18 protein-coding genes and 1 pseudogene are annotated in these 22,349 nt (G+C 69.3%); 8 read left to right on the top strand and 11 right to left on the bottom strand.

All coding sequences use genetic code 11. From position 1 onward, the window contains the following. Positions 1-17: 17 nt before the first annotated feature. The 5 genes and pseudogenes from ASG52_RS17445 to ASG52_RS17425 all read left to right on the top strand — a co-directional run bounded on the left by ASG52_RS17445 (position 18) and on the right by ASG52_RS17425 (position 5,826). Positions 18-566 carry a fasciclin domain-containing protein gene (locus ASG52_RS17445; protein WP_056246555.1) on the top strand — a complete coding sequence of 183 codons (549 nt, stop codon included), beginning with the start codon at positions 18-20 and terminating at the stop codon, positions 564-566. A 104-nt stretch (positions 567-670) separates the two neighbouring features. Then, a pseudogene (locus ASG52_RS17440) lies at positions 671-1,252 on the top strand (RelA/SpoT AH/RIS domain-containing protein); the annotation flags it as partial. Positions 1,253-1,680: 428 nt separating this feature from the next. Beyond that, positions 1,681-3,972 (top strand): Hint domain-containing protein, encoded by a 2,292-nt coding sequence (locus tag ASG52_RS17435; RefSeq protein WP_056245991.1) that lies wholly within the window; start codon positions 1,681-1,683, stop codon positions 3,970-3,972. Between the two features lie 164 nt (positions 3,973-4,136). Then, positions 4,137-4,727 carry an orotate phosphoribosyltransferase gene (pyrE, locus tag ASG52_RS17430; RefSeq protein ID WP_056245987.1) on the top strand — a complete coding sequence of 197 codons (591 nt, stop codon included), beginning with the start codon at positions 4,137-4,139 and terminating at the stop codon, positions 4,725-4,727. A 412-nt stretch (positions 4,728-5,139) separates the two neighbouring features. Continuing rightward, the gene (locus ASG52_RS17425; RefSeq protein ID WP_056245984.1) at positions 5,140-5,826 is read left to right on the top strand and encodes a LabA-like NYN domain-containing protein; all 687 of its coding nucleotides are present in this window, start codon (positions 5,140-5,142) and stop codon (positions 5,824-5,826) included. A 120-nt stretch (positions 5,827-5,946) separates the two neighbouring features. On the opposite strand, the gene ASG52_RS17420 is transcribed toward ASG52_RS17425, so the two are convergent. The 3 genes from ASG52_RS17420 to dapA form a co-directional block, all read right to left on the bottom strand. Beyond that, positions 5,947-6,516, bottom strand: a complete 570-nt coding sequence (locus tag ASG52_RS17420) for a peroxiredoxin (RefSeq protein WP_056245981.1) — start codon at positions 6,514-6,516, stop codon at positions 5,947-5,949. Positions 6,517-6,536: 20 nt separating this feature from the next. Beyond that, positions 6,537-7,010, bottom strand: a complete 474-nt coding sequence (smpB, locus tag ASG52_RS17415; protein WP_056245979.1) for an SsrA-binding protein SmpB — start codon at positions 7,008-7,010, stop codon at positions 6,537-6,539. Between the two features lie 68 nt (positions 7,011-7,078). Continuing rightward, complete coding sequence (gene dapA / locus ASG52_RS17410) at positions 7,079-7,969, bottom strand: 4-hydroxy-tetrahydrodipicolinate synthase (RefSeq protein WP_056245977.1); 891 nt, start codon at positions 7,967-7,969, stop codon at positions 7,079-7,081. A gap of 287 nt (positions 7,970-8,256) precedes the next feature. Between dapA and ASG52_RS17405 the strand changes: the two genes are divergently transcribed. Both ASG52_RS17405 and ASG52_RS17400 read left to right on the top strand, forming a co-directional pair. Continuing rightward, the gene (locus ASG52_RS17405; protein WP_056245975.1) at positions 8,257-10,569 is read left to right on the top strand and encodes a lytic transglycosylase domain-containing protein; all 2,313 of its coding nucleotides are present in this window, start codon (positions 8,257-8,259) and stop codon (positions 10,567-10,569) included. A gap of 96 nt (positions 10,570-10,665) precedes the next feature. Next, positions 10,666-11,868 (top strand): adenylate/guanylate cyclase domain-containing protein, encoded by a 1,203-nt coding sequence (locus tag ASG52_RS17400; protein WP_056245973.1) that lies wholly within the window; start codon positions 10,666-10,668, stop codon positions 11,866-11,868. Here ASG52_RS17400 and ASG52_RS17395 read toward each other — a convergent pair. The 7 genes from ASG52_RS17395 to ASG52_RS17365 all read right to left on the bottom strand — a co-directional run bounded on the left by ASG52_RS17395 (position 11,859) and on the right by ASG52_RS17365 (position 19,365). Then, positions 11,859-12,137 carry a hypothetical protein gene (locus ASG52_RS17395; protein ID WP_056245970.1) on the bottom strand — a complete coding sequence of 93 codons (279 nt, stop codon included), beginning with the start codon at positions 12,135-12,137 and terminating at the stop codon, positions 11,859-11,861. The genes ASG52_RS17400 and ASG52_RS17395 overlap by 10 nt on opposite strands. After that, complete coding sequence (locus ASG52_RS17390; RefSeq protein WP_056245967.1) at positions 12,134-14,068, bottom strand: OmpA family protein; 1,935 nt, start codon at positions 14,066-14,068, stop codon at positions 12,134-12,136. The genes ASG52_RS17395 and ASG52_RS17390 overlap by 4 nt, the downstream gene beginning before the upstream one ends. A gap of 240 nt (positions 14,069-14,308) precedes the next feature. Beyond that, positions 14,309-16,006 (bottom strand): porin, encoded by a 1,698-nt coding sequence (locus ASG52_RS17385; RefSeq protein ID WP_056245964.1) that lies wholly within the window; start codon positions 16,004-16,006, stop codon positions 14,309-14,311. A 386-nt stretch (positions 16,007-16,392) separates the two neighbouring features. After that, positions 16,393-18,198 (bottom strand): ABC-F family ATP-binding cassette domain-containing protein, encoded by a 1,806-nt coding sequence (locus ASG52_RS17380; protein ID WP_056245962.1) that lies wholly within the window; start codon positions 18,196-18,198, stop codon positions 16,393-16,395. 64 nt (positions 18,199-18,262) lie between these two features. Next, on the bottom strand, positions 18,263-18,481 hold the full coding sequence (locus ASG52_RS17375; protein WP_056245960.1) for a hypothetical protein: 219 nt from the start codon (positions 18,479-18,481) through the stop codon (positions 18,263-18,265). A 77-nt stretch (positions 18,482-18,558) separates the two neighbouring features. Continuing rightward, positions 18,559-18,876, bottom strand: a complete 318-nt coding sequence (locus ASG52_RS17370) for a polyhydroxyalkanoic acid system family protein (protein WP_056245957.1) — start codon at positions 18,874-18,876, stop codon at positions 18,559-18,561. A 141-nt stretch (positions 18,877-19,017) separates the two neighbouring features. Further along, complete coding sequence (locus ASG52_RS17365) at positions 19,018-19,365, bottom strand: septal ring lytic transglycosylase RlpA family protein (RefSeq protein WP_056246551.1); 348 nt, start codon at positions 19,363-19,365, stop codon at positions 19,018-19,020. 429 nt (positions 19,366-19,794) lie between these two features. Between ASG52_RS17365 and ASG52_RS17360 the strand changes: the two genes are divergently transcribed. Continuing rightward, on the top strand, positions 19,795-20,988 hold the full coding sequence (locus tag ASG52_RS17360) for a site-specific DNA-methyltransferase (protein WP_082552637.1): 1,194 nt from the start codon (positions 19,795-19,797) through the stop codon (positions 20,986-20,988). 56 nt (positions 20,989-21,044) lie between these two features. Here the strand turns inward: ASG52_RS17360 and ASG52_RS17355 are convergent, their stop codons facing one another. Further along, a complete protein-coding gene (locus tag ASG52_RS17355) occupies positions 21,045-22,250 on the bottom strand; it encodes an A/G-specific adenine glycosylase (protein ID WP_056245952.1) in 1,206 nt (401 codons plus the stop codon). Positions 22,251-22,349: the final 99 nt, after the last annotated feature.

Raw genomic sequence — 22,349 nt, 5'->3', positions numbered from 1 at the left:
CTTTCATGGGAGACATCATGTCCAAGACCCTTCTTCGCCTCGCGCTCGGCCTCGCGCTCGCCACCGCCGCGGTCCCGGCGCTCGCCAAGAACCCGATGGTCGGCGGCGCGCCGATGTACGCCTCCAAGACGATCGTGGAGAACGCGGTCAACTCGAAGGACCACACCACGCTGGTCGCGGCCGTGAAGGCCGCGGGCCTCGTCGAGACGCTGTCGGGCCCCGGCCCCTTCACCGTGTTCGCGCCGACCAACGCCGCCTTCGCCAAGCTCCCGCCGGGCACGGTCGAGACGCTGGTCCAGCCGCAGAACAAGGCGCAGCTCACCGGCATCCTGACCTACCACGTGGTTCCGGGCGCCCTCACGGCCAAGGATCTGATGGCGATGGTCAAGGAAGGCGGCGGCCAGGCCACCCTCAAGACCGTCAACGGCGGTGCGCTCTCGGTCGAGGCCAAGGGCAAGAAGATCTACGTCACCGACACCAAGGGCAACACCGCCACGGTGACCGTGGCGAACGTCATGCAGTCGAACGGCGTGATTCACGTCGTCAACACCGTGCTCATGCCCTGATCCCGCTGATCGGGCTCCGGCATTCGCCGGGGCCCGGCTCGCCGACGATGCGCAGGCGCTGTGACGGGTGCCTGAGCCCCGGCTTGCGCCCCGCTGCGACAAGCGCTGGCCTCGGCCGCCAGATCCTGGATCGCGCCTTCGAGCCGGCCGGAAAAAGCTTTTCCGAGGAGAAGCGTGGTGCCCTCCCCCGCCTCGCCCGTGCCTCCGCGGACGACGTGTTCGTCGCCGTCGGGCGCGGCGAGATGTTCTCCGGCGAGGTGGTCAAGGCGGTCTATCCCGACTTCAAGGACGAGCGCCGCTACGGCGGCGCGATGCCGGGCGACCGCATCGTCGGCATCCCGACGCCGGGCGTCGGCGTGACGATCTACCCGATCCAGTCGGCCGCGCTCGCCGGTTTCGACAACGAGCCCGAGCGCTGGCTCGACCTGCGCTGGGACGTGGAGGATTCGAACGAGCGCTTCCCCGCCAGGATCGCGCTGGAATCGATGAACGAGCCCGGCACGCTCGCCCAGATCATCGCCGAGCACGACGGCAACATCGACAACGTCTCGATGAAGCGCCGCACCCAGGATTTTACCGACATCGCCATCGACTTGTCGGTGCCGGACCTGAAGCATCTCACGGCGATCGTCGCAGACCTGCGGGGGAAGCGCTCCGTGAGCCGGGTGGAGCGGATCAACGGGTAGGATCTTCGGCGCACAGTGCATGGAGATGGCCGCCCCGTACCGGTCCCAAGCGTCGGGCGATCCTCCGTCATCGGACCGATTTCGCGAGAGGCGGCCCGCCCCCGGCAGAAGGCGGCTCATCACAAGAGTGTCTCTCCCGGCTGCGGTCGGCCCTGGACAAAGGCCGGATACAAATCGGATGGCACAAGTCGATGGGCCGTTCGGATGAAATCTGGATCAAGAACCCCCGAGAGCCGAACCAATATTATAGTTGGGTCGAGCTGGATGCAGGGAAATCAAATCTCGCTTTGTGGCTTTTTAGCAACATTCGTCTCGCTTGCGACTAAAAAAATGATCTTTGAGTGTGGAATCCCTACATATGATAATCCGCACCCGCTAAGGCTTCGAACGTTGGCGCCGGTAGCTTCCTCGATCCAGCGGGAAGCGACATGACCCTCACCAACGCGTCGATCACGGCCGACGGCACGCAGGGCAATGGTTCGAGCTCGACTGTCGCGACCGGCCGCGTCCTCTCGGACGATGGGCGGTACGTCGTCTTCCAGAGCGCTGCCACCAACCTCGCGGGCACCGATGCAAACGGCACGTCGGTCGACATCTTCCGCAAGGATCTGACAACCGGCGAACTCGTCCGCGTCAACGAGACCGCCGCCGGCGCTCAGCCCAACAACGCCAGCGGCAATCCCACGATCTCCAGCGATGGCCGTTATGTCTTCTTCCAGAGCTCCGGCTCCAATCTCACGGGAAGCGACACGAACAATCAAAACGACATCTTCCGCAAGGATATGACCACCGGCGAACTCGTGCGCGTCAGCGTGACCGCTACGGGAGCCGAGGCCAACAACTTCAGCATCAATGCCTCGAGTTCGGACGACGGGCGCCACATCGTCTTCCAAAGCAACGCCACGAATTTTACAGCCACCGACGGAAACGGGACGACAACAGACATCATCCATAAGGATCTGACCACCGGTGCCGTCACGCGCGTCAACCAGACCGCCGCCGGGGTCCAGTCCAATGCTTCGAGCACCAATGCCGCGATCTCGGACGACGGGCGCTACGTCGTCTTCCAGAGCACTGCGACCAACCTCGTCGGCTCCGACACCAATGGCGTGTCCGACGTTTTCCGTAAGGATCTGACAACAGGCGAACTCGTCCGCGTCAGCCAGACCGCCGCCGCAGGGCAAGCCAATAGCGGCAGCTTTTTCGCAACGATCTCGGGCGACGGACGCTACGTCGTCTTCCAGAGCAATGCCACGAACCTCGCGGGAAGCGACGGAAACGGTTCGCTGAGCGACATCTTCCGCAAGGACTTGATCACCGGCGAAGTCGTCCGCGTCAACGACACTGCCGACGGAGTTCAGGCGAACAATACCAGCAGTAACGCCACGATCTCGGAGGACGGTCGCTATATCGTCTTTCAGAGCTCTGCGACCAACCTCGTGGGCAACGACACGAACGGCACGAACGATGTCTTCCGCAAGGACATGGTCACCGGCGAACTCGTCCGCCTCAGCAACGCCGTCGATGGCACGAGTTCGGGAAACGGTCAGAGCACCTCTGCCTCGATCTCCGGTGACGGCTCGCACGTCGCCTTCTCGAGCTCTGCGACCAACCTCGTGGCCAGCGACACCAACGCCATCCAGGACGTGTTCGTGACCAGCGCTGTCTGCTTTGCGCAGGGCAGCGCGATCCGCATCGTGCGAGACGGCGTCGTGCGAGAGGTGCCGGTCGAGGCTCTCGTCAAGGGCGATCTCGCGATGACGGCCTCGGGCGCACACCGTCCGATACGCTGGCTCGGCCATCGTCGCATCGACTGTGTGCATCATCCCGAACCGACCCAGGTCAGGCCGGTGTGCATCGCGGCACATGCGTTCGGCGCGGACCGTCCAATGCGTGACCTCTTCGTGTCGCCCGCTCATGCCATATGCGTCGACGTGCTCGGTAACGTGCTGATCCCAGCCGTCCACCTCGTCAACGGCACCACCATCACTCAGGTAGAGGTCGAGAGCGTCACTTACTGGCACGTCGAACTCGACAGCCACGATGTCCTGCTGGCGGAGGGACTGCCGGCCGAAAGCTATCTCGATTGCGGCAACCGCCGATTCTTTACCGGCGAGAACGTGATTGCCCTCGATGCCATGCCCGATCTTCGGGCGGAGGGGCCGCTTCCGTTCTGCCATCCGTTCCACGACGACGGCCCGGTGGTCGACCTCGTACGCGCCCGCCTTCGGGAGCGGGCGACGGCCAGCGGCTGGCGGCTCGTCGCGGATGCCTTCGCCGACCTCCACGTCGTCGCCGACGGTGAGATCATCCGACCCGACAAAGATGGACTGAGCGCCCGTTTCGTCGTTCCGGCCGACGCGCGCGCAGTGCGCGTCGTCTCGACCGTCAGCGTGCCAGCCCATGTCGTGCCCGGTGCGCGCGACCAGCGCCGCCTCGGCGTGCCGGTCGCCGCTCTCACGATCGACGACGGTCTGACCGGCGCCCGCATCATCGCCCCTGACGACGGGCGGCTCTCGCGAGGATTCCATCCCGCAGAGGGCGACGCAGCGTCCTGGCGCTGGACGAACGGAGTTGCGGAACTGCCGCCCGACCTGTGGGCCGACTGCCGGGGCGTCTTCTTCCTGCGGCTGGATCTGTCCGGGCCGGCCCTGCCGCGCTGGGTCGCGCCGGAGGTGGCTGGGCTGCTGGAGGTAGCCCCTTCGCGGCGGCGCATCTGAGAAGCCGCAGAGATCAAAACGGAAGACGGCAACCACATTTCGAGACGTCTCGCGCATCGCCTCGGCTCTCAGACAAAGGGGCTTCCCACAAGAAGCCCCCCGGCTTGCGCCCCGCCCGCCCCGCTGCGACAAGCCACGGCACGAGGGCTTGCAGGCAGGCGACGATGACCGCGAACGACGTCTTGGAAGAATTCCGCTCGGCGGGCGCGCTGCTCCAGGGGCACTTCATCCTGAGTTCGGGCCTGCGTTCGCCGACCTTCCTTCAGAAGATGACGATCTTCTCCGATCCGGTGCGGACCGAGCGGCTGTGCCGCGCGCTGGCCGAAGCGATCACGGCGCGGTTTGGAAAGATCGACATCGTGGTCTCGCCCGCCATCGGCGGCATCGTGCCGGGCTACGAGACCGCGCGGCATCTCGGCGCCAAGGCGATCTTCGTCGAGCGCGATCCCAGAGGGCCGTTCACCCTGCGGCGCGGCTTCTCCATCCCGGCCGGCACCCGCGCGGTGATCGTCGAGGACATCGTGACGACCGGCCTGTCGGCACGCGAATGCCTCGCCTCGCTCAAGGACGAGGCCGGCGCGGTGGTGGGCGCCGCCTGCCTGATCGACCGCTCCGGCGGGCGCGGCGAGATCGGCCTGCCGCTGGTGTCGCTCGCCGCCCTCGACATCCCGACTTACCCGGCCGACGCCCTGCCGCCCGAGCTGGCCGCCATCCCGGCGACCAAACCGGGCAGTCGTGCGACAATCAAGCCCTGATCGGATCGACTCGCGCGCGACAACCTGAAGTCAACTTCGGCTCTGCGCGCGATCATCGACGGTACGGTGAACTACAAAGCCGCAACCATGAGTGGGGCATTGTCGGACCCATTTCGCAAAAACGCCGCCGATACGAATTGCTTACCTTTTGTTGTTCTTGACACTTTGTCCAAGCTCGGCCAGACGAATTAGGTCAATTCCGTCGCGGATCGTCCGGTCTTGGAGTAGGCTGCTCCGGAGCCGGCGCGTCGGCGCCTCCGCGAGCGGTCCCACCGGGTCGCGAACGGTGTCGCGGAAGCGGCGGTTTTACGGAGGCCTGAGCGTCTTCTACGTTATGCGATTTGATCACGGACATTCTTTGCCGCGATTGCGGTCGTAATTCTTCTTTCAGCTCCAACGTATGGACAGTCCCATGAGTGAACGACAACGCACCGCGATTTTCATCGACGGTGCCAACCTCTACGCCACCACCAAGGCGCTGGGCTTCGACATCGATTACAAGCGGCTTCTGAAGGACTTCCAGGCCCGCGACAACCTGATCCGGGCGTTCTACTACACCGCGATGATCGAGGATCAGGAATATTCCTCGATCCGGCCGCTGATCGACTGGCTCGACTATAACGGCTACCGGGTCGTGACCAAGCCGGTCAAGGAATTCACCGATTCCTCGGGCCGCCGCAAGATCAAGGGCAACATGGACATCGAGCTGGCGATCGACGCGCTCGAACTCTCGGCCCATCTCGACCACATGGTGCTGTTCTCCGGCGACGGCGATTTCCGCTCGCTGGTCGAGGCGGTGCAGCGCAAGGGCGTGCGCGTCTCAGTGGTCTCCACCATCCAGACCCAGCCGCCGATGATCGCCGACGACCTGCGCCGTCAGGCCGACGAGTTCGTCGAACTCGCCCATCTCGCCGGCCGCATCGGCCGCGACCCGAGCGAGCGCACGATCCGCGCCCCCGGCGACGGCCCCCGCCGCGATTTCGCCGACCGCGCGCCCCGCGGCGACTTCGCCGAGCGCGGCCCCCGCGCCAATCCCGGCCTGGAAAGCCGCTACGGCATCCGCCCGCCGGCCCCGCCGTCGGACGATTCGGAGGTTTGATACTGAGTGCATGACACAGGACCGATGGTCCTGTGTCATGCGTCCGGCGGACGCCCGCCGCCGTGCAGTCGCACGGGCAATCGACGATGAGCGGTCATCGTCGATTGGGATGAGGTCCCGTCAGGCCGCGGCGTCGAGCCAGGCGATGACGGCCTCGGCGCTGCGGTCCGGCGGGAAGACCGGGTAGAACACCTTTGCGACGACGCCGTCGTCGATCACCAGCGTCAGCCGCTTCAGCAAAATCTCGCCGCCGGCCTCGAAGGTCGGCAGGCGCAAAGCCATCGCCAGCGCCCGCGAGCGGTCCGAGAGAACCGCGTAGGGCAGGTGCAGCCGTTCGGCCGCCTCACGCTGGTGCGGGCCGTCCTGGGTCGAGAGCCCGAACACCCGCGCGACACTGCGGCCGAGCAAGTCGGCATGGGCGTCGCGGAAGGCGCAGGCCTGCGGCGTGCAGCCGCGCGCGCCGGGGATCCGGTCCCAGTCCGCCGCGAGGTTCGGCTGGCCCGGCACGCCAGTGCGCGGGTAGGCGAACACCACCGTCCGGCCGGGCAGCCGCACCAGCGAGACGAGGCTGCCGTCGGTCGCCCGCAGGGCCACGTCCGGCAGCTTGAGGCCGGACAGATGATCGGCTGCACCGTCGTCGGAAGGCGCCGGAAGGTCGTCGGGCAATCGGGTAAAATCGGGTGCGGTCATTGAGTGCGCTCGATCAAGGCTCAGCCCTTGTCGCGCATCAGCCGGGCCTTGTCGCGCTGCCAGTCGCGCTCCTTCACGCTCTCGCGCTTGTCGTGGAGCTGCTTGCCCTTGCCGAGGCCCAGTTCGACCTTCGCCCGGCCCTTGTCGTTGAAGTAGATCTTCAACGGGATCACCGTGTAGCCCTGGCGCTGCGTCGCGCCGATCAGCTTGTTGATCTGGCGGCGGTGCAGCAGCAGGCGGCGGGGCCGCTTGGTGTCGTGGTTGAAGCGGTTCGCCTCCAGGTATTCCGGGATGTAGGCGTTGAACAGCATCAGGTCGTTGCCCGACGGGCCGGCATAGGATTCGCCGATTGTCGCCTTGCCGCCGCGCAGGGATTTCACCTCGGTGCCGGTCAAGGCGATGCCGGCCTCGAACACGTCCTCGATGGCGTAGTGGTAGCGCGCGGAACGGTTGTCGGCGACGACGCGCCGGCCGGGTTCGGGTTTGGGTGCCATTTTTTTCGTTCGGAGCCGTCAGGCGGTGGCTTCCCGATATGGGGAGCGCACCGCCCGGTGGCGAGGCTTCAGATCAACCCGGCATGCGCCAGCGCGGCATCGACCGCCTTGCGGCAGCCTTCGGTGGCCGGCACCAGCGGCAGGCGCACCTCCTCGGACATCAGGCCGAGGCGCGACAGGGCGTACTTCGCCGGCACCGGGTTCGACTCGTAGAACATGGTGACGTGCAGCGGCATCAGCCGGTCCTGGATCGACAGCGCCTTGACGTAGTCGCCCTTGAGCGTCGCCTCCTGTAGGTCGGCGCAGAGCCGGGGCGCGACGTTCGACACCACCGAGATGCAGCCGTGCCCGCCATGGGCGTTGAAGCCGAGCGCCGTCGCATCTTCGCCAGAAAGCTGGATGAAATCTTCTCCCAAAGCCTGCCGCTGGAGGCTGACACGGTCGATCTTGGCCGTGGCGTCCTTCACGCCGGCGATGTTCTTCAGTTCGAACAGCCGCTTCATCGTGTCGACGCTCATGTCGACCACGGAGCGGCCGGGGATGTTGTAGATGATGATCGGGATGCCGACGGCGTCGTTGACGGCCTTGAAGTGGGCGAAGAGCCCCTCCTGGGTCGGCTTGTTGTAGTAGGGCGTGACCGTGAGAACCGCGTCCGCGCCGACGCTTTCCGCATGACGGGCCCGCGCGACGGCCTCCGCGGTCGAGTTCGAGCCGGCGCCCGCGATCACCGGCACCCGGCCGTTGGCCTCGCGGATGCAGGTCTCGACCACGCGGTCGTGTTCGGAATGGCTCAGCGTCGGGCTCTCGCCGGTGGTGCCGGTGGGCACGAGCGCGTGAGTACCCTGCTCGATCTGCCAGTTCACGAACTTTCGGAAGGCCGCCTCGTCGAACGCGCCGTCGCGGAAGGGGGTCGCGAGCGCGGTCATCGAACCGCGGAGGCGGGCATGGGTCTCGGTCATCCTGGCGTTCCCGGCCGTAGGTCTCGTGCCGTCGCGCAAAGGCGGCTCAGGGGCCGGGTGCCGACGGGACGCGCAGACATAGGCGGTCCCTCGCGCGGGCGCAAACGCTTCGCTTCCGCGCCCGGCCGCCGAAGCGGGGCCGACGGGACGCGCCAGGGCTATGCGTCGATCCGCACGGGTCGGCACCCAATTCCCGGCGTGGTTTATCCCTTCTTAACGACCGTGGGCCCAGCTTGGGGCTTGGCCCTTCTTTCCCTTTGGCCTCACGAGTCGGGGTGTCTTCACACATGGCGTTCCCCGCCCGCTCCCTGCCCCTGCTTTTCGGTCTCGCGCTGACCGGCAGCGCCGTGCTGGCCGCCCAGCAGGGCGAGATCCGCAACCCGAACCCGGCCTCCGCCCCGGCCGTGCCTTTGAGCGACGCCACGGCGCCCGCCGCGCAGATGAAGGACGAGGCCAAGCCCGCCGCCGACCCGGTCGCGGCCGACGCGCTGCGCCTCGACCCGAAGGGGACCGGCGAGGCCACGCCCGACAAGGCGCTGCCCGCTTCCGCCTCCGGCTACGCCTCGACCGATACGGACGCGCCGGTCGCCTTCCCGCTGCCCGACGCCTCGGTCTCGCCCGCGGCGCCCGCCCCGGAGGTGCCCGATCCGAACCGCCCGGTGATGTCCGGCGACACCGATCTGAGCCAGTTGCGGCAGGCGATCGATCTCTACCGCAAGGGAAAGGTCTCCGACGGCGACCGGCTGGCCGCGGGCTTCACCGATCCGGCGGCGCGCGCGCTGCTCGAATGGGTGGCGATCCGCGCGGGCGCCGGCATCGGCTTCGAGCGGGTGGTGGCCTTCACCCGCGCCAACCCGGATTGGCCTGCGGGGCCGCTGCTGCGGCGGCGCGCCGAGGAGATGTTGCTCTCGGAGAAGAAGAGTCCCGCCATCGTGCGTGCCTTCTTCGCGACATCGAAGCCCGCGAGCGCGCCGGGCAAGTTCGCGCTCGCCCTGGCGCTGCGGAGCGAGGGCCTCGATGCGGATGCCGCCGCGCTGGTGCGCGACCTCTGGCGCGAGGAAAGCTTCGGCAAGACCCTCGAGTCCCGGGTGACCGACGCCTTCCCCGGCGTGCTGACCGTGATCGATCACCGCGCCCGAATGGAGCGCGCCCTCCTCAAGGAGGATTACACGGCCGCAAGCCGCGCCGCCGATTATGCGGGCGGCTCCTATGCCAGCCTCGTGCGGGCGCGCCGCGCCGTCGAGAACAAGTCCGGCGGGGCTTCCGCGCTCAACGCCGTGCCGCCATCGCTTCGCAACGACGCCTCCTACCTGCTGTCGCGGGCGCAGTATTTCCGGCGCGCCGAAAAGACCGAGGAAGCCGCCAAGGTTCTGCTCGCGGCGCCTTCCAACCCCGAAATCCTGATCGACGGCGACGAGTGGTGGGTCGAGCGGCGCATCGTCGCCCGCAAGCTGATGGATGCCGGCGACGCCAAGACCGCGCAGGCCGTCGCGGCGGGCCATTCCGCGCGCACCACGGAAAAGCGGATCGAGGCCGAGTTCCACGCCGGCTGGATCGCCTTGCGCTACCTCAACGATGCGGGCGCGGCCGAGCGCCACTTCGCCCAGGCCGCCACGGTCGCCGAGACGCCGATCTCGCTGGCGCGCGCCGCCTACTGGCAGGGCCGTGCCGCGGAAGCGGCCGGCAAGGCGGCGGAGGCCAAGGGGTTTTACGAGCGCGCCGCGCTCCAGCCGATCGCCTATTACGGCCAACTCGCGCGGGCCAGGCTCGGCCAGAACAGCCTGCCGCTGCGCACGGCCGCGACGCTGTCGGCGACGGCGCGGGCCGCCTTCGACGACCGGTTTTTCGTGCGCGGCCTCAAGCTGCTCGCCGCGGCGAGCCTGAAGGAGCTGGCGCTGCCGCTCTACATCGACGCGGCGAAATCGCTGGCCGACGAGGCGCAGGTGAACGCGCTTGGCGAGACGGCGGTCGAGGTGAAGGACGCCCGCGCGCTGGTGGCCATCGGCAAGCTCGCGACGCAGCGGGGCTTGGCGCTCGACACCCACGCCTACCCGACCATCGGCATCCCGGATTACGAGACCTTCACGGCGGTGCCGCAGGTGGAGCGGGCGATGGTGTTCGCCATCGCTCGCCAAGAGAGCCAGTTCGATCCCCGCGCCCAGTCGGGCGTCGGGGCGCGGGGGCTGATGCAGATGATGCCGGCGACCGCGCAGCGCACGGCGCGGCGCGTCTCGACCTCTTACGACACCGACCGCCTCACCAGCGATCCGGCCTACAACGCGCGGCTGGGGCAGGCCCATCTCGGCGAGCTGATGGAGGACTGGAAGGGCTCCTACATCCTCGCCTTCGCCTCGTACAACGCGGGCGGCGGCAACGTGAAGAAGTGGATCGACGCCTACGGCGATCCGCGCCGGCCCGAGGTGGACGCCATCGACTGGGTCGAGCGCATCCCCTTCACCGAGACGCGCAACTACGTGCAGCGGGTGATGGAGAACCTGCAGGTCTACCGCAACCGCCTCGACGGCAAAAGCACGCTCGCCATCGAACGGGACCTCGCCCGCGGCGCCCGCGCGGCGGTCAGCGCCGAAGCGCAGCCTTGATGTAATGGGATTCCGAAGGGCAAGCCCTTCGGCGGGGCGTCGGGGCAGAGCCTCGACATGACGGCGAAACGTTCCTTCCACTACAGTCCCGCCACCATGGCGCCCCCATCGATCCACCCGTCCGCCCTCCACGCCGTCCAGACCCGGCTGATCGCCCGGGCCGTCGCCTCTAACGCGGGTGAGGCCATCGTCACCGAACTGTGCGAGGGCCTGATCGCCGCCAGGATTCCGTTGTGGCGGTTCAGCCTCTCGGTGCCGGCGATCGATCCGCTGTTGCGCGGCATGAGCCTCGCGTGGCGGCGCGGCGAGGGGCTGGCGCTGTTTCCGGCGGCGCACGGGCCCGAGGGCGAGAAGAGTTTTGCCGACTCGCCGATCGCATGGCTGAAGGACAACGACCGGGAGGCGGTGCGCTGGCGCCTCGACGGCGCCGAGGTGCCGAACCTGCCGCTGCTCGCCGAGCTTCGGGCGGCCGGGGCCACGGATTACCTGCTCCACCTCGTCGGCTTCGCGCCGGGCAGCGCGATCGAGGGGGCCGGACTCTCGTTCGCCACCGACCGGGCGGGCGGCTTCGCGCCGGACGAACTCGACGCGCTGTCCGGGCTGGTGCCGACCATCGCGCTGGCGACGGCCAAGCTCACCGTCAGCCACACCCTGCGGGAGGTCGCCTCCACCTATCTCGGGCCGGCCGCCGCGGAGCGGGTCCTGTCGGGCGAGACGCGGCGCGGGCAGAGTGCGGTGGTGCCGGCGGCGATCCTGCTCGTGGACCTGCGCGGCTTCACCGCGCTCGCCGACCGCGACGACCCGCTCAAGGTGGTGGGCTGGCTCGACGAGCATTTCGATGCGCTGGGCAAGCCGGTGCGGCGCCACGGCGGCGAAATCCTCAAGTTCCTCGGCGACGGCTTCCTGGCGGTGTTTTCCGTGGCCGCTTCGGACGCGCCCGCCTGCCCGGCCTGCGCCGGGGCGCTCGCCGCCGCGCAGGAGGCTTTGGCCCGCAACGACGCACTCAACGCAGGCCGTCGGCGGCAGGGCCTGCCAGTGCTGGAGGCCGACATCGTGCTGCATTTCGGGCCGGTGGTGTACGGCAATGTCGGCACAGACCGGCGGCTCGACTTCACGGTGATCGGCCGGGCCGTCAACGAGGCGAGCCGGATCGAGCGGCTGTGCGACGCGCTTGAGCGGCCGCTGCTGATCTCCGATGCCTTCGCCCGCCGCTGCGCCGCCCCGCTGACGGAGGTCGGCGCGTTCGAGCTGCGCGGGATCGAGCGGGCGCAGCGCGTGTGGGCTCTGCCTCAGGACTGACGGCGGACCAGGGTGCGGCCCAGCGCACTGAACGCGCAGCCGGCGAGGTAGGCGGCGAGCACCAGCGTCGCGATCTCGATCCGCAGGCCGGCCCGGCCCGGCACCGTGCCGGTCGCGGCGAGCCCGACCAGAGCGGCGAGCGCCAGCAGCGGCAGGCTGGCGCCGAGCTGCGTCGCGCGCGTGCGCGGAAACCCGGCGAGCGCGCCGACACCCAGGCCGAGCGCGAGGGCAGCCGCAAGGCCGGGCCAGAGCGGGAGGACGACGATCACGAGCGGAGGGCGACGCCGACGCCCTGGCGCTCGCTCAGCGGCGCGGCGCCGTCCGCGGCGGTGGCGCGGTCGAGCGGCACGCCGGCCTTCTGCAGGTAATCGACCACGGCGAGCGCTCGCGCACGGGCGAGGTCGGCGCCGGTCTCGGCCGGGCTGGGCTCGGGCGTCGCAGGCGCGGCGGGCTTGGCCTCGGCCTTTTCGGTCTTGCCCGCCTTCTTGTCGTCCTTCCCCGCCTTCTTCGGGGGGGCGGGCTTGGGCTTGGGGGCCGATTCGCGGGCGGCGTCCGCGGCGACCGGATCGGGCTCGGCCGGCTTGGCGTTCGGCAGGTCGAGATGGCCGACGATCTCGATGCGCTCGGACGGGCAGTCGCGGGCGAGTGCCGCCACCGCATCGAGGACGGGGTAGAAGTCGGCGGCGAGCGCGGTGCTGCCGGGGGCGAAGCGCAGAGGGTGGGCGGCGACCCGCTCATTGATGCGGCGCCCGCATTCCCCCGCATCGAGCCGCACCGACGCCTCGCCGCCGGCGAGGGAGACGGTGGCGCTCCAGCCCGCGGGCATCGAAGCCGGCAGCGTGCGCGACAGGCGCGCGGCGGCCTCCGGGTAGAGGCTGGTGCCGGAGAGGCTCAGCCGCGTGCCGGAGACGGTGAGTGCGCCGCCCGACAGGGTCGTCAGCGCATCGAGCCCGGCTCCGGTCGCGGTCACGAAGCCGTCGGGCGCGCCGGGGGCGAGGCGCGACTTGTCCTGCACCGCCTCGCGGAACAGGCGCGCGCGAAGGCGGGCCAGCAGGGTCTCGCGGGTGGCCGCGTCGGGCAGGTGGCCGCTGACGCTGACCCGCTCCTCGCCGCGGCGGATGCGCAGGACGTAAGGACTGATCGGCTTGGAGGTGAGCGCGACCGATCCGGCTTTGACGCCGGCGGGGAGCCCGTCGCGCATCAGCGCCTCGATCTCATCGACCGCGCCGGCATCGAGCGCGTTGCCGGAGACCGAGACGAGGCCGCCCTCGTAGGCGACGCGGCCCTCGTGCAGCAGCGCGGCGAGCTTGAGCAGCGCGGTGGCGAGCGTCGGGGCGTCGAGCCCGAGGCCGCGGGCGTCCTGCATCCGGTCGTCGATGGCCGCACCCTCGGCGGCTTCCGCGGCGGCCGCGCGAATCGCTTCGCGGGCCTCGGGCGAGGCGACGTGGCCGCCGAGTTCGAGGCTGCCGTCGGGCCGGCGCTCCACCGTGAGGCGGATGTCGGCCACGACCGGCGGCAGGATCTCGATGGCGCCGAGGCTGAAACCTTCGGGCGGGCGGCTCAGCGCCGCGCGGAGCGCATCGTAGGCGGCCAGACTCGCGGCGGCGCCACGAATCGAGATCACGGTATCGTTGACGGTGGCGACCGAGCCAGTGGTGAGGTCGCCCATTCGCTCGACCGCGTAGGCCGCCGCGTCGGGGAAGTCCGGCGGGGCGCCGCGGGCGGCCCGCGTCCGGTCGTCCAGGGTCGCCTCACGGGGCAGGACGGGTTTGAGGCGCTGCGCCAACTCGAAGGCGCCGATCTCCGCCGGGCGGCTGCCGGCCGATTCGAGCCGGTCGGCGGCGGGACGCTCCACGGTCCAGACGAAGGGCGAGGCCTCCTCGATGATCCCGGTACGGTCGATCAGGCGGCGCGCGCCCTCGATGCCGGCGAGCCGCCCGAGGGCGGCCTCGCGGTCGGGGGCCTGCGGCGCCTCGCCCGCGGCGACGAGGTCGCGGCCCTCGACCTGGACCCGCAGCCACGGTTCGGGCTGCCCCTCCCCCGTGGTGCGGGCGACCTCGGCCGCCGCACGGGCGATCTGATCCTCGATGCTCGGCACAGCGAGATAGGCCGTGCCCACCCCGATCAGCGCGAGCGCGGGCAACCCGGCGAGCCAGCCGAGGCGGGTGCGGAGAAGCGTGAGCGGAGAAGGCAGGGACAAGAAAGCCGACCTCGCGTGCCGGCGCGGGCGCCCGGAAATGCACGGATGCGCGAGGATACGGGCCATCGGGGCGACTTGAAGGCCGCGCGTCCCGCTCTCGCCGGTATCCTCGGTGAAAGCGACGGACCGGTCGCCGAGATTGGGGACAAACGCAAAAACCCGGCCGCGAGGCCGGGGTTCGGAGGTTTGCCATCGAAGGCTCTCCCGTCCGCGAGGACGGGAGAGTTGTTCGGAATCCCCTTAGAAGTCGCGCTGGACGCGGAAGCGGGCCTGGTAGACGTCCTCGGAGGAGACCGTGAACGGGTTACCGCCGCGGTTCGCATCGAAGACGCGGCCGTTCTTGACGCCCGTCTTGATGTACTGACCTTCGACGCCGATATCGAGATCCTTTACCGGCGACCAGATCAGGCTCGCGCCGGTGACGACCTGGTAGGTGTCGCGGAGCGCGGCGCTGTTGGCGTAGCCGAACGGGTTGGTCAGGTAGGACGGTGGGGAGTTCGCCGCGCTCTGGTTGACGAGGCCGCTGGTCAGGCTGACGGCCTGACGGGCGCCCTGCGAGAACCAGATCTCGCCGTAGCTGGCGTAGAAGGCCGAGCGCCACTCCGGCGACCAGTAGTGCAGGAACGAGGCGACCGCGGTGAAGCTGTTCGACAGTTCGATCCGGCCCGACAGCGGGTTGACGATCGCGTCCGAGAAGAACTGGTTGAACGGGTTGCCGGTGTAGACGGCGGCGTTGCTTAGGTAGCCGGCGGTGAAGCGGTTGATGCCGGTGTAGAGCGAAGCGCCCTCGCCGTAGGCGCCCTGGAGGTACAGGCCGTCGCCCGGGGCGATGAAGGGCAGGTTGAACTTCGCACCCGCCTGCACGGCCCAGCCGTACTCGGTCTGCGAGCCGGCCGCGACGCCGCGAGCGGCCGTCAGGGCGGCGATCTGCGCGGTGGTGAGACCGCCGTTGCCGGTCACCAGACCCGTTGCCGGGTTCACCGGCGCACCGAGGGCGGCCGAGTTGGTGATGCCCGAGTTGGCGATCGGACCGCCGATGTTGATGTCCTTCACGGCGGCGGAGAGCTGAGCCGAGCCCCAGGGTGCATCGTAGCGAAGCGAACCGACGAAGTCGGGCATGCGCGAGCGCTGCACGGCATCGACGAAGTAGACCGCGGTGGCGTTGCCGGCGGCGTTGGTGGCGAGGATGATCGGGGTCGGAGCCGTCGTGAAGACGTTGTTGACGCCCGCGCCGCCGCCCGCGCCCGGCTGCGCCGTCGCCGCGAAGGCGTCGGAGAAGAGCGGGTTCTTGCGGTAGTTCGGGTCTTCCATCGAGATCGTGGCCGACCAGCCGCCGTCGAACTTCTGCGTCCAGGCGAGCAGGTTGGTGGAGGGCAGGTTGGAGCCCAGCGACGAGCCGATGATCTCGTAGTCGGCGGCGTAGAAGTCGAAGAACGAGGAGGCGCGACCGGCGGTCAGGCCGGCGAACTGCACGAACGCCTTGTCGACGTTGATGAAGTTCTGCACGCGGCCGCGCTGGTCCTGGCCGGTGCCGGAGAAGGCGTAGCCGATGCGCTCGTTGGTGCCCGAGGAGAACTTGGTGTGGCCGGTGCGGCTGGCGGCGTCGAGGCGCAGGAAGGCGCGGAGCGTGCCGTAGCCGGTCTGGGTGCGGGCGTCGATGTTGAAGCGCGCGAGGCCGTTGAAGCCCGAGAGGTCGCCGCCGCCTGGAACGTTGCGGCTGTCGGAGCCGATGTAGCCGTACTCGGCGCGGGCGCGGCCCGAGACGCGAAGGCAGGTGTCGGTGCCCGGGATGTAGAAGAAGCCGGCACCGTAGGCGGTGCAGACGCGGACGTACTCGATCGGGACCGCCTTCTTCACCGGCAGGTCGGCGGCCTGAGCCCCGCCCACGACGGTCAGCCCCGCCGCCGTCCCCAGGAGAAGGCTCTTGACGAGCTTCATAGTGAAACCTCCAGAAGTTTCGAGACCCACGGGATCGGACTTCTTCTGGGGCGCCCGCCTTCACGGCGAACCACACCCGCTTCGTCCTTATTTCCCTTGGTGCTTGGCCCTCCCCGCCGGGACATCGACCAAGCTCGCGCCGGGGTTCTCCCGTCCGCCGAGGCACCATGAGCGAGCGGGGCCGTACGGGCAACCGCGTCGAGTGCCCTAACCGCCTCCTAGACCGGCTTCGTCGGGGGCTGTTGCAGAGTCGCAACGTATTGTCCGGCTCAGCGACCGGGTTTTCCCCAAAACACGGAAGTTACAGGAGAAGTTTGCTGTCTAACCGACCGGCTTGACGTTGCGTCCGGGCATCACCGGGGGGGCGGCGAATCCCCCGGGCGGCGTCACGACTCGCGCAGCATCTCCAGGGTGAGCCAGCGATCCTCGGCGCTTGCGAGTTCGGTCTCGGCGGCGCCGAGCATCGCGGTCGCCTTGCGGAAGCGCTCGGGATCGCGGGCGTAGAGGCCGGAATCCGACAGGACCTCGCGCAGCTTGGCGATGCCCGTCTCCAATTCGGCGATGCGCTTCGGCAGGGTCTTGAGCTCGTGCTGCTCCTTGAAGCCGAGCTTCGCCTTCGATTCCTTCGGTGCCTCTTTCAGCGAATCGGTCTTCGGTGCCCGTTCGCGCGCCTTCTCCTTGGTCTCGCGCGCCTCGACGCCGCGCCCGCGCTGGGCCAGCATGTCGGTGTAGCCGCCGGCATACTCGACCCAGCGCCCCTCCCCCTCGCTCACCAGCACGCTGCCGGCGACGCGGTCGAGGAAGTCGCGGTCGTGGCTGACCAGGATCAGGGTGCCGGCATAGTCGCCGAGCATCTCCTGCAGCAGGTCGAGGGTCTCGAGGTCGAGGTCGTTGGTCGGCTCGTCGAGGACGAGGAGGTTCGAAGCCTGGGCCAGCGTCCGGGCGATCAGCAGGCGGTTGCGCTCGCCGCCCGACAGCACGCTCACCGGCGTGCGGGCCTGCTCGGGGGCGAACAGGAAGTCCTTGAGGTAGCCGACGACGTGGCGGCTGCGGCCGCCGACATCGACGGTGTCGCCGCTGCCGCCGGTCAGCACCTCGGCCACCGTGGCGTTCGGATCGAGCGAGGCCCGGCGCTGGTCGAGATGGACCATGTTGAGCCCGGTGCCGAGGCGCATCTCCCCGGAATCGGGGGCGAGCGCGCCGGTCAGCAGGTTGATCAGCGTGGTCTTGCCCGCGCCGTTGGGGCCGACGATGCCGAGGCGGTCGCCGCGCACGACGCGTAGCGACAGGTCGTCGACGATCGTCCGCTCGCCGTAGGATTTCGACACGCGCTTCGCCTCGGCGATGAGCGTGCCGGAGGATTCGCCCTCGGTCGCCGTCATCACCGCCTGGCCGACCGGGCGGCGGTGGTCGCGGCTCTGCTTGCGCAGGGAGTGCAGGTCGGACAGGCGGCGGACGTTGCGCTTGCGCCGGGCGGTGACGCCGTAGCGCAGCCAGTCCTCTTCCGCGGCGATCTTGCGGTCGAGCTTGTGCTTGTCGCGCTCCTCCTCCTCGAAGAAGGCGTCGCGCCATGCCTCGAAGCTCCCAAAACCCTGCTCGATCCGGCGGGTGACGCCGCGGTCGAGCCAGATCGTGGCGCGCGAGAGCGCCGTGAGGAAGCGCCGGTCGTGGCTGATGAGGATGAGTGCCGAGCGCGCGCGCTTCAGCTCGGTCTCTAGCCACTCGATCGCGGGCAGGTCGAGATGGTTGGTGGGCTCGTCGAGGAGCAGGATGTCGGGCTCGGGCGCCAGCGCTTGGGCCAGCGCGGCGCGGCGCGCTTCGCCGCCCGACAGCTGGGACGGGTCCTCTTCGCCGGTGAGGCCGAGGCTCTCCAGCAGGTAGCGGGCGCGATACGCGTCGTCGCCCGGCGCGAGGCCGGCCTGAACGAAGTCGAGGGTCGAAGCGAACCCGGAAAAGTCCGGCTCCTGCGCGAGGTAGCGGAGAGTCGTGCCGGGCTGGAGGAAGCGTTCGCCCTTATCCGGCTCGGCGAACCCGGCGGCGATGCGCATCAGGGTCGACTTGCCCGAGCCGTTGCGGCCGACGAGGCAGGCGCGCTCGCCCGGCGCGATGGTCAGTTCGGCCCGCTCGATCAGCGGGGTGCCGCCGAAGGTGAGCGCGACGTCTTGCAGGGTGAGGAGCGGGGGGGCGGCCATGCCGGGCTTATGGCAGCAGCCGCAGCCCGGAACAAACCCGATTCGGGTATGCCGCCCGCGCGCGTCAGGCGACCGGGTTGGCCGGTCCGGTCGGCGTCGAGCCCGGCAGGCCGGGGGCCTCCACAGGGATTTCCGTCGGCGTGTCGCCGGGCGCCTCGGCAGGCGCGTTGCCGGGAATCTCCGGCCCAGGGCCGGGCGGAGGCGCCTGCGGCGGCTCGACCGGCGGGGCGGGATCGGGCGTCGTCGGCTGCGGGGCTTCCGGGATCGGTCCGGGATTCGACATGAGCGGCACGCTTTGAGTTCGGCGGCCCGGATCGGACCGCGACCGGGGCCAACAGCCCCGGCTTCGCGCGAGTTCCGCTACTTCTTCGTGATGAGGAGGTTGTTGCCCTCGCGGCCGACGATCTTCTGGAGCTTGGACGCGAAGACCGAGAGCAGCAGCGGCAGGCGCACCTCGACCCGCACGCTGTCCTGTCCGACATCGATCTGGCCGGTCACCGTCTGATGCAGCGCCGTGACCGAATAGTCGAGGCGGTCGCCGGTCCAGTCGAGGGTGTTGATGGCGATGCCGCTCTTGCCCAGCGCGTCGCGCGCCTTGGCGGTGCCCTCCGCGATGCGGCGGCGGGCTTCCTCGCGGCCGAGCTCATGCGGAATCTCGACCACCATCGGCTTGGCCATCGCGACTTCTCCTCCTCAGTCCCAACACTCGTTGCGCCGGATTATGGGAAGAGGCCGTCCCCTCGGCAACGCCGACCGGGCCAAGTGGCCGCAAACGGGGTTGCCGAGGGGCTCCTAATCAGGAGCTGATCCGTTGGCGCGTCAGCGCACCACGGCGAGCGAGACGTAGCTGACGCCGCCGATGCCGATGGCGCGGGCCGAGCCGCGGGCCAGATCGATCACGCGACCGCCGACGAACGGACCACGGTCGTTGATGCGCACGACGACCGAGCGGCCGTTGGACCGGTTGGTGACGCGGACGCGGGTGCCGAAGGGCAGGCTGCGATGGGCGGCGGTGAGACCGTTGGGGTTGAACCGCTCGCCGTTGGCCGTGCGGTGCCCGCTTCCGTACCAGGAGGCCCGGCCCCCTTGGGCCTGGGCGGGCAGCGCCGCAGCGGTGCCGATCACGGTGGCGAGGCAGGCGGCGGCGGTCCAGCTGGTGACCTTCATCTTCGATCGCATTCCCTTGTTGTTGCCGTTCGTTGCGAGCCCCGCGGAAAATGAGCCCGAACCCGGCCAAAATAAGACAGGGATGTTGCGTCGCACAAACGCCCCGAATGTGACTACAGCCAGGGGTTTTCCGGGCGAGACTGCCGGAGAAGCATTGATTATTTGCCGATGCATGGGCTCGCCAGCGCGCCAAATCATCGTTGCTTGCCGCGAAAGCATTCGGCGGGCGGTGCGGGCGCACCGCTTGAGCCTGGATGTGCCGTCGCGCGGCCGGCCGCTCGCGGCGGATCAGCCCCGCGCTCGCCGCATGGCAAAACCCGGCAAAAACTGCCGCCCCATAGTGAGACGCGACTTTCCGGGAACGGCAAACGCGACCTTTACCGTGACCGCGGCATTGTCCAGTGGTCAGTTGCGTAACCGGTGTTTGCCATGGCTTCCCCGCGTACCGCGGTTGCCGGCGCCACCGCCCGGAAACAGGTCTCGCATACCGGGCGGATCGCGTCGGCGCCGCGGATGGGTCTCGCACCCTCCGTCCAGCGTCTCCCCAAGCTACCCCTCGACGAAATCCTCATCGGCGACTGCATCGCCGCCATGGAGCGCCTGCCGGCGGAAAGCGTCGACTGCGTCTTCGCCGACCCGCCCTACAATCTTCAGCTCGGAGAAGCCGGTCTCACGCGCCCCGACCACAGCGTGGTCGATGCGGTCGATGACGACTGGGACAAGTTCTCGAGTTTCGAAGCCTACGACGAGTTCACCCGTGCCTGGCTGAAGGCCGCGCGCCGGGCGATGAAGCCGAACGCGACCCTTTGGGTGATCGGTTCGTACCACAACATCTTCCGGGTCGGGAGCGCGTTGCAGGATCTCGGTTACTGGATCCTGAACGACATCGTGTGGCGCAAGGCCAACCCGATGCCGAACTTCCGCGGCAAACGCTTTACGAACGCCCACGAGACCCTGATCTGGGCCTCGCGTTCGCCCCAGGCCAAGTACACCTTCCACTACGACGCCCTGAAGGCCGGCAACGAAGACCTCCAGATGCGCTCCGACTGGTTCCTGCCGCTCTGCACCGGCGAGGAACGGCTGAAGGACAATTCGGGCCGCAAGGTCCATCCGACCCAGAAGCCGGAGGCGCTCGTCGCCCGCACGCTGCTCGCCGCGACCAATCCCGGCGACGTGGTGCTCGATCCTTTCTTCGGCTCCGGCACCACCGGCGCGGTCGCCAAGCGGCTCGGCCGTCACTTCATCGGCTGCGAGCGCGACACGACCTACGCTGCGGCGGCGCAGGCCCGGATCGACGCGGTCGAGACTCTGTCCTCCGCCTCGCTCGCTCTGGCGACGCCGAAGCGGGCCGAGCCGCGGATTCCGTTCCTCAGCGTGGTCGAGGCGGGGCTGGTGCGCCCCGGCGAGACGCTGACCGACGAGCGCCGCCGCTTCAAGGCGGTCGTGCGCCCGGACGGACAGCTCGGCATCGGCCCGGCGATGGGCTCGATCCACAAGGTCGGCGCCCTGGTTCAAGGCCTGCCCGCCTGCAACGGCTGGACCTTCTGGCACGCCGAGCGCGGCGGCAAGCTCGTCTGCATCGACGATTTCCGCACCAGGATGCGCGCGCAGACGCAAGGATAAGGATACGAAAGGACAAGTCCTTTCGCGGGTGCAGGGCAGAGCCCTGCGCTTGGTTCTTACCGGACCTTCGGAGGCCTCTTCACAACCCGCGCCAAGTCCGAAGGCCGCAACGACGGTGGCTTCGGAATAGGCCCGCGCCGCTTGACCGGCTCGGGCTCCGGCGGGGTCGCCAGATCGGGCTCCCGTACCGGCGGCGGCGCTGGTGCCGCGACCGGCACCGGGCCGGCGAGCGCGTGGGCCAGTACCTTCTTCATCGCGCCGGGAATCGGCTCCTCGTCGAGCTTTTCGCGCGGGGTGAAGCGCATGCCGTCCGGTGCCACTGTCCCGGCGGCGACGCGGGCGAAGAACACCGTCAGCTCCAGCGGGAAATGGGTGAAGCCGTGCTTCACCACGCCGGGCAGGCGCTTCCAGCGGGCATCGAGCGGCGCGTCGAGTAGGCCCTTGGCCGGATCGTAATCGGGCAGCCACGGGCTTCCCGGCGGCTCTGCCATCGCGCCGAGCAGTCCTTCCGGGGCGCGCGTGCGCAGGAGAACCGCCTCGTCGCCGGCCCGCAGCGCGACGAAGGCCGCGCCCTTCCGCAGCGTCCCCTTCTCCTTCTTCACCTTGCGCGGGAAGGTGTCCTGCAGGCCTTCAGAACGGGCGCGGCAGGGGCGCATCCAAGGGCACAGGGCGCAGGCCGGGCGCTTCGGGGTGCAGAGCGTCGCGCCGAGGTCCATCACGGCCTGGGCGAAGTCGCCGGGCCGATCATGCGGGACCATGCCTTGCGTCAGCAGGCGGATTTGCGGGCGGGCGGCCGGCAGCGGGGTCTCGATGGCGTGGAGCCGCGTCATCACCCGCTCGACATTGCCGTCCACCGCCGCCGCGGGCCGGTCGAAGGCGATGGCCGCGATGGCGCCCGCCGTATACGCGCCGATGCCGGGGAGTTTTCGCAAGCCCTCCTCGGTGTCGGGGAAGCGCCCGGCGGCGGCGACCGCCTTGGCGCAGGCATGCAGGTTGCGCGCGCGGGAATAGTAGCCGAGCCCGGCCCAGGCCGACATCACCGCCTCTTCCGGCGCGGCCGCGAGCGCCGTGACGTTCGGGAACAGCGTCAGGAACTTTTGGAAGTACGGCTTGACCGCCGTGACGGTGGTCTGTTGCAGCATCACCTCGGAGAGCCAGACCCGGTAGGGGTCGGGCCGCACGCCGGGGAGCGCACGCCAGGGCAGCGCCCGGCGGTGCCGGTCGTACCATGTCAGGAGATCGGCGGCCGTGGCGGCGGGCATGAGCCAGTCCATAGCGGGGCCGGACGGGCGGCAAAAGCGGCGCTGCGCCACGCCGGGGCGAGAAAGCCGCGCTTTCGCGATGAAGAGATCGGGAAAGGA

Source organism: Methylobacterium sp. Leaf456, assembly GCF_001425465.1.
Lineage (GTDB): Bacteria > Pseudomonadota > Alphaproteobacteria > Rhizobiales > Beijerinckiaceae > Methylobacterium.
This window is presented reverse-complemented; position numbering and strand designations above follow the sequence as displayed.

Bases quoted from the DNA above. Each gene is read 5' to 3' on its own strand.
- ASG52_RS17445 (WP_056246555.1), top strand. From the start codon at position 18: ATGTCCAAGACCCTTCTTCGCCTCGCGCTCGGCCTCGCGCTCGCCACC.
- ASG52_RS17435 (WP_056245991.1), top strand. From the start codon at position 1,681: ATGACCCTCACCAACGCGTCGATCACGGCCGACGGCACGCAGGGCAAT.
- pyrE (WP_056245987.1), top strand. From the start codon at position 4,137: ATGACCGCGAACGACGTCTTGGAAGAATTCCGCTCGGCGGGCGCGCTG.
- ASG52_RS17425 (WP_056245984.1), top strand. From the start codon at position 5,140: ATGAGTGAACGACAACGCACCGCGATTTTCATCGACGGTGCCAACCTC.
- ASG52_RS17420 (WP_056245981.1), bottom strand. From the start codon at position 6,516: ATGACCGCACCCGATTTTACCCGATTGCCCGACGACCTTCCGGCGCCT.
- smpB (WP_056245979.1), bottom strand. From the start codon at position 7,010: ATGGCACCCAAACCCGAACCCGGCCGGCGCGTCGTCGCCGACAACCGT.
- dapA (WP_056245977.1), bottom strand. From the start codon at position 7,969: ATGACCGAGACCCATGCCCGCCTCCGCGGTTCGATGACCGCGCTCGCG.
- ASG52_RS17405 (WP_056245975.1), top strand. From the start codon at position 8,257: ATGGCGTTCCCCGCCCGCTCCCTGCCCCTGCTTTTCGGTCTCGCGCTG.
- ASG52_RS17400 (WP_056245973.1), top strand. From the start codon at position 10,666: ATGGCGCCCCCATCGATCCACCCGTCCGCCCTCCACGCCGTCCAGACC.
- ASG52_RS17385 (WP_056245964.1), bottom strand. From the start codon at position 16,006: ATGAAGCTCGTCAAGAGCCTTCTCCTGGGGACGGCGGCGGGGCTGACC.
- ASG52_RS17380 (WP_056245962.1), bottom strand. From the start codon at position 18,198: ATGGCCGCCCCCCCGCTCCTCACCCTGCAAGACGTCGCGCTCACCTTC.
- ASG52_RS17375 (WP_056245960.1), bottom strand. From the start codon at position 18,481: ATGTCGAATCCCGGACCGATCCCGGAAGCCCCGCAGCCGACGACGCCC.
- ASG52_RS17370 (WP_056245957.1), bottom strand. From the start codon at position 18,876: ATGGCCAAGCCGATGGTGGTCGAGATTCCGCATGAGCTCGGCCGCGAG.
- ASG52_RS17365 (WP_056246551.1), bottom strand. From the start codon at position 19,365: ATGAAGGTCACCAGCTGGACCGCCGCCGCCTGCCTCGCCACCGTGATC.
- ASG52_RS17360 (WP_082552637.1), top strand. From the start codon at position 19,795: ATGGCTTCCCCGCGTACCGCGGTTGCCGGCGCCACCGCCCGGAAACAG.
- ASG52_RS17355 (WP_056245952.1), bottom strand. From the start codon at position 22,250: ATGCCCGCCGCCACGGCCGCCGATCTCCTGACATGGTACGACCGGCAC.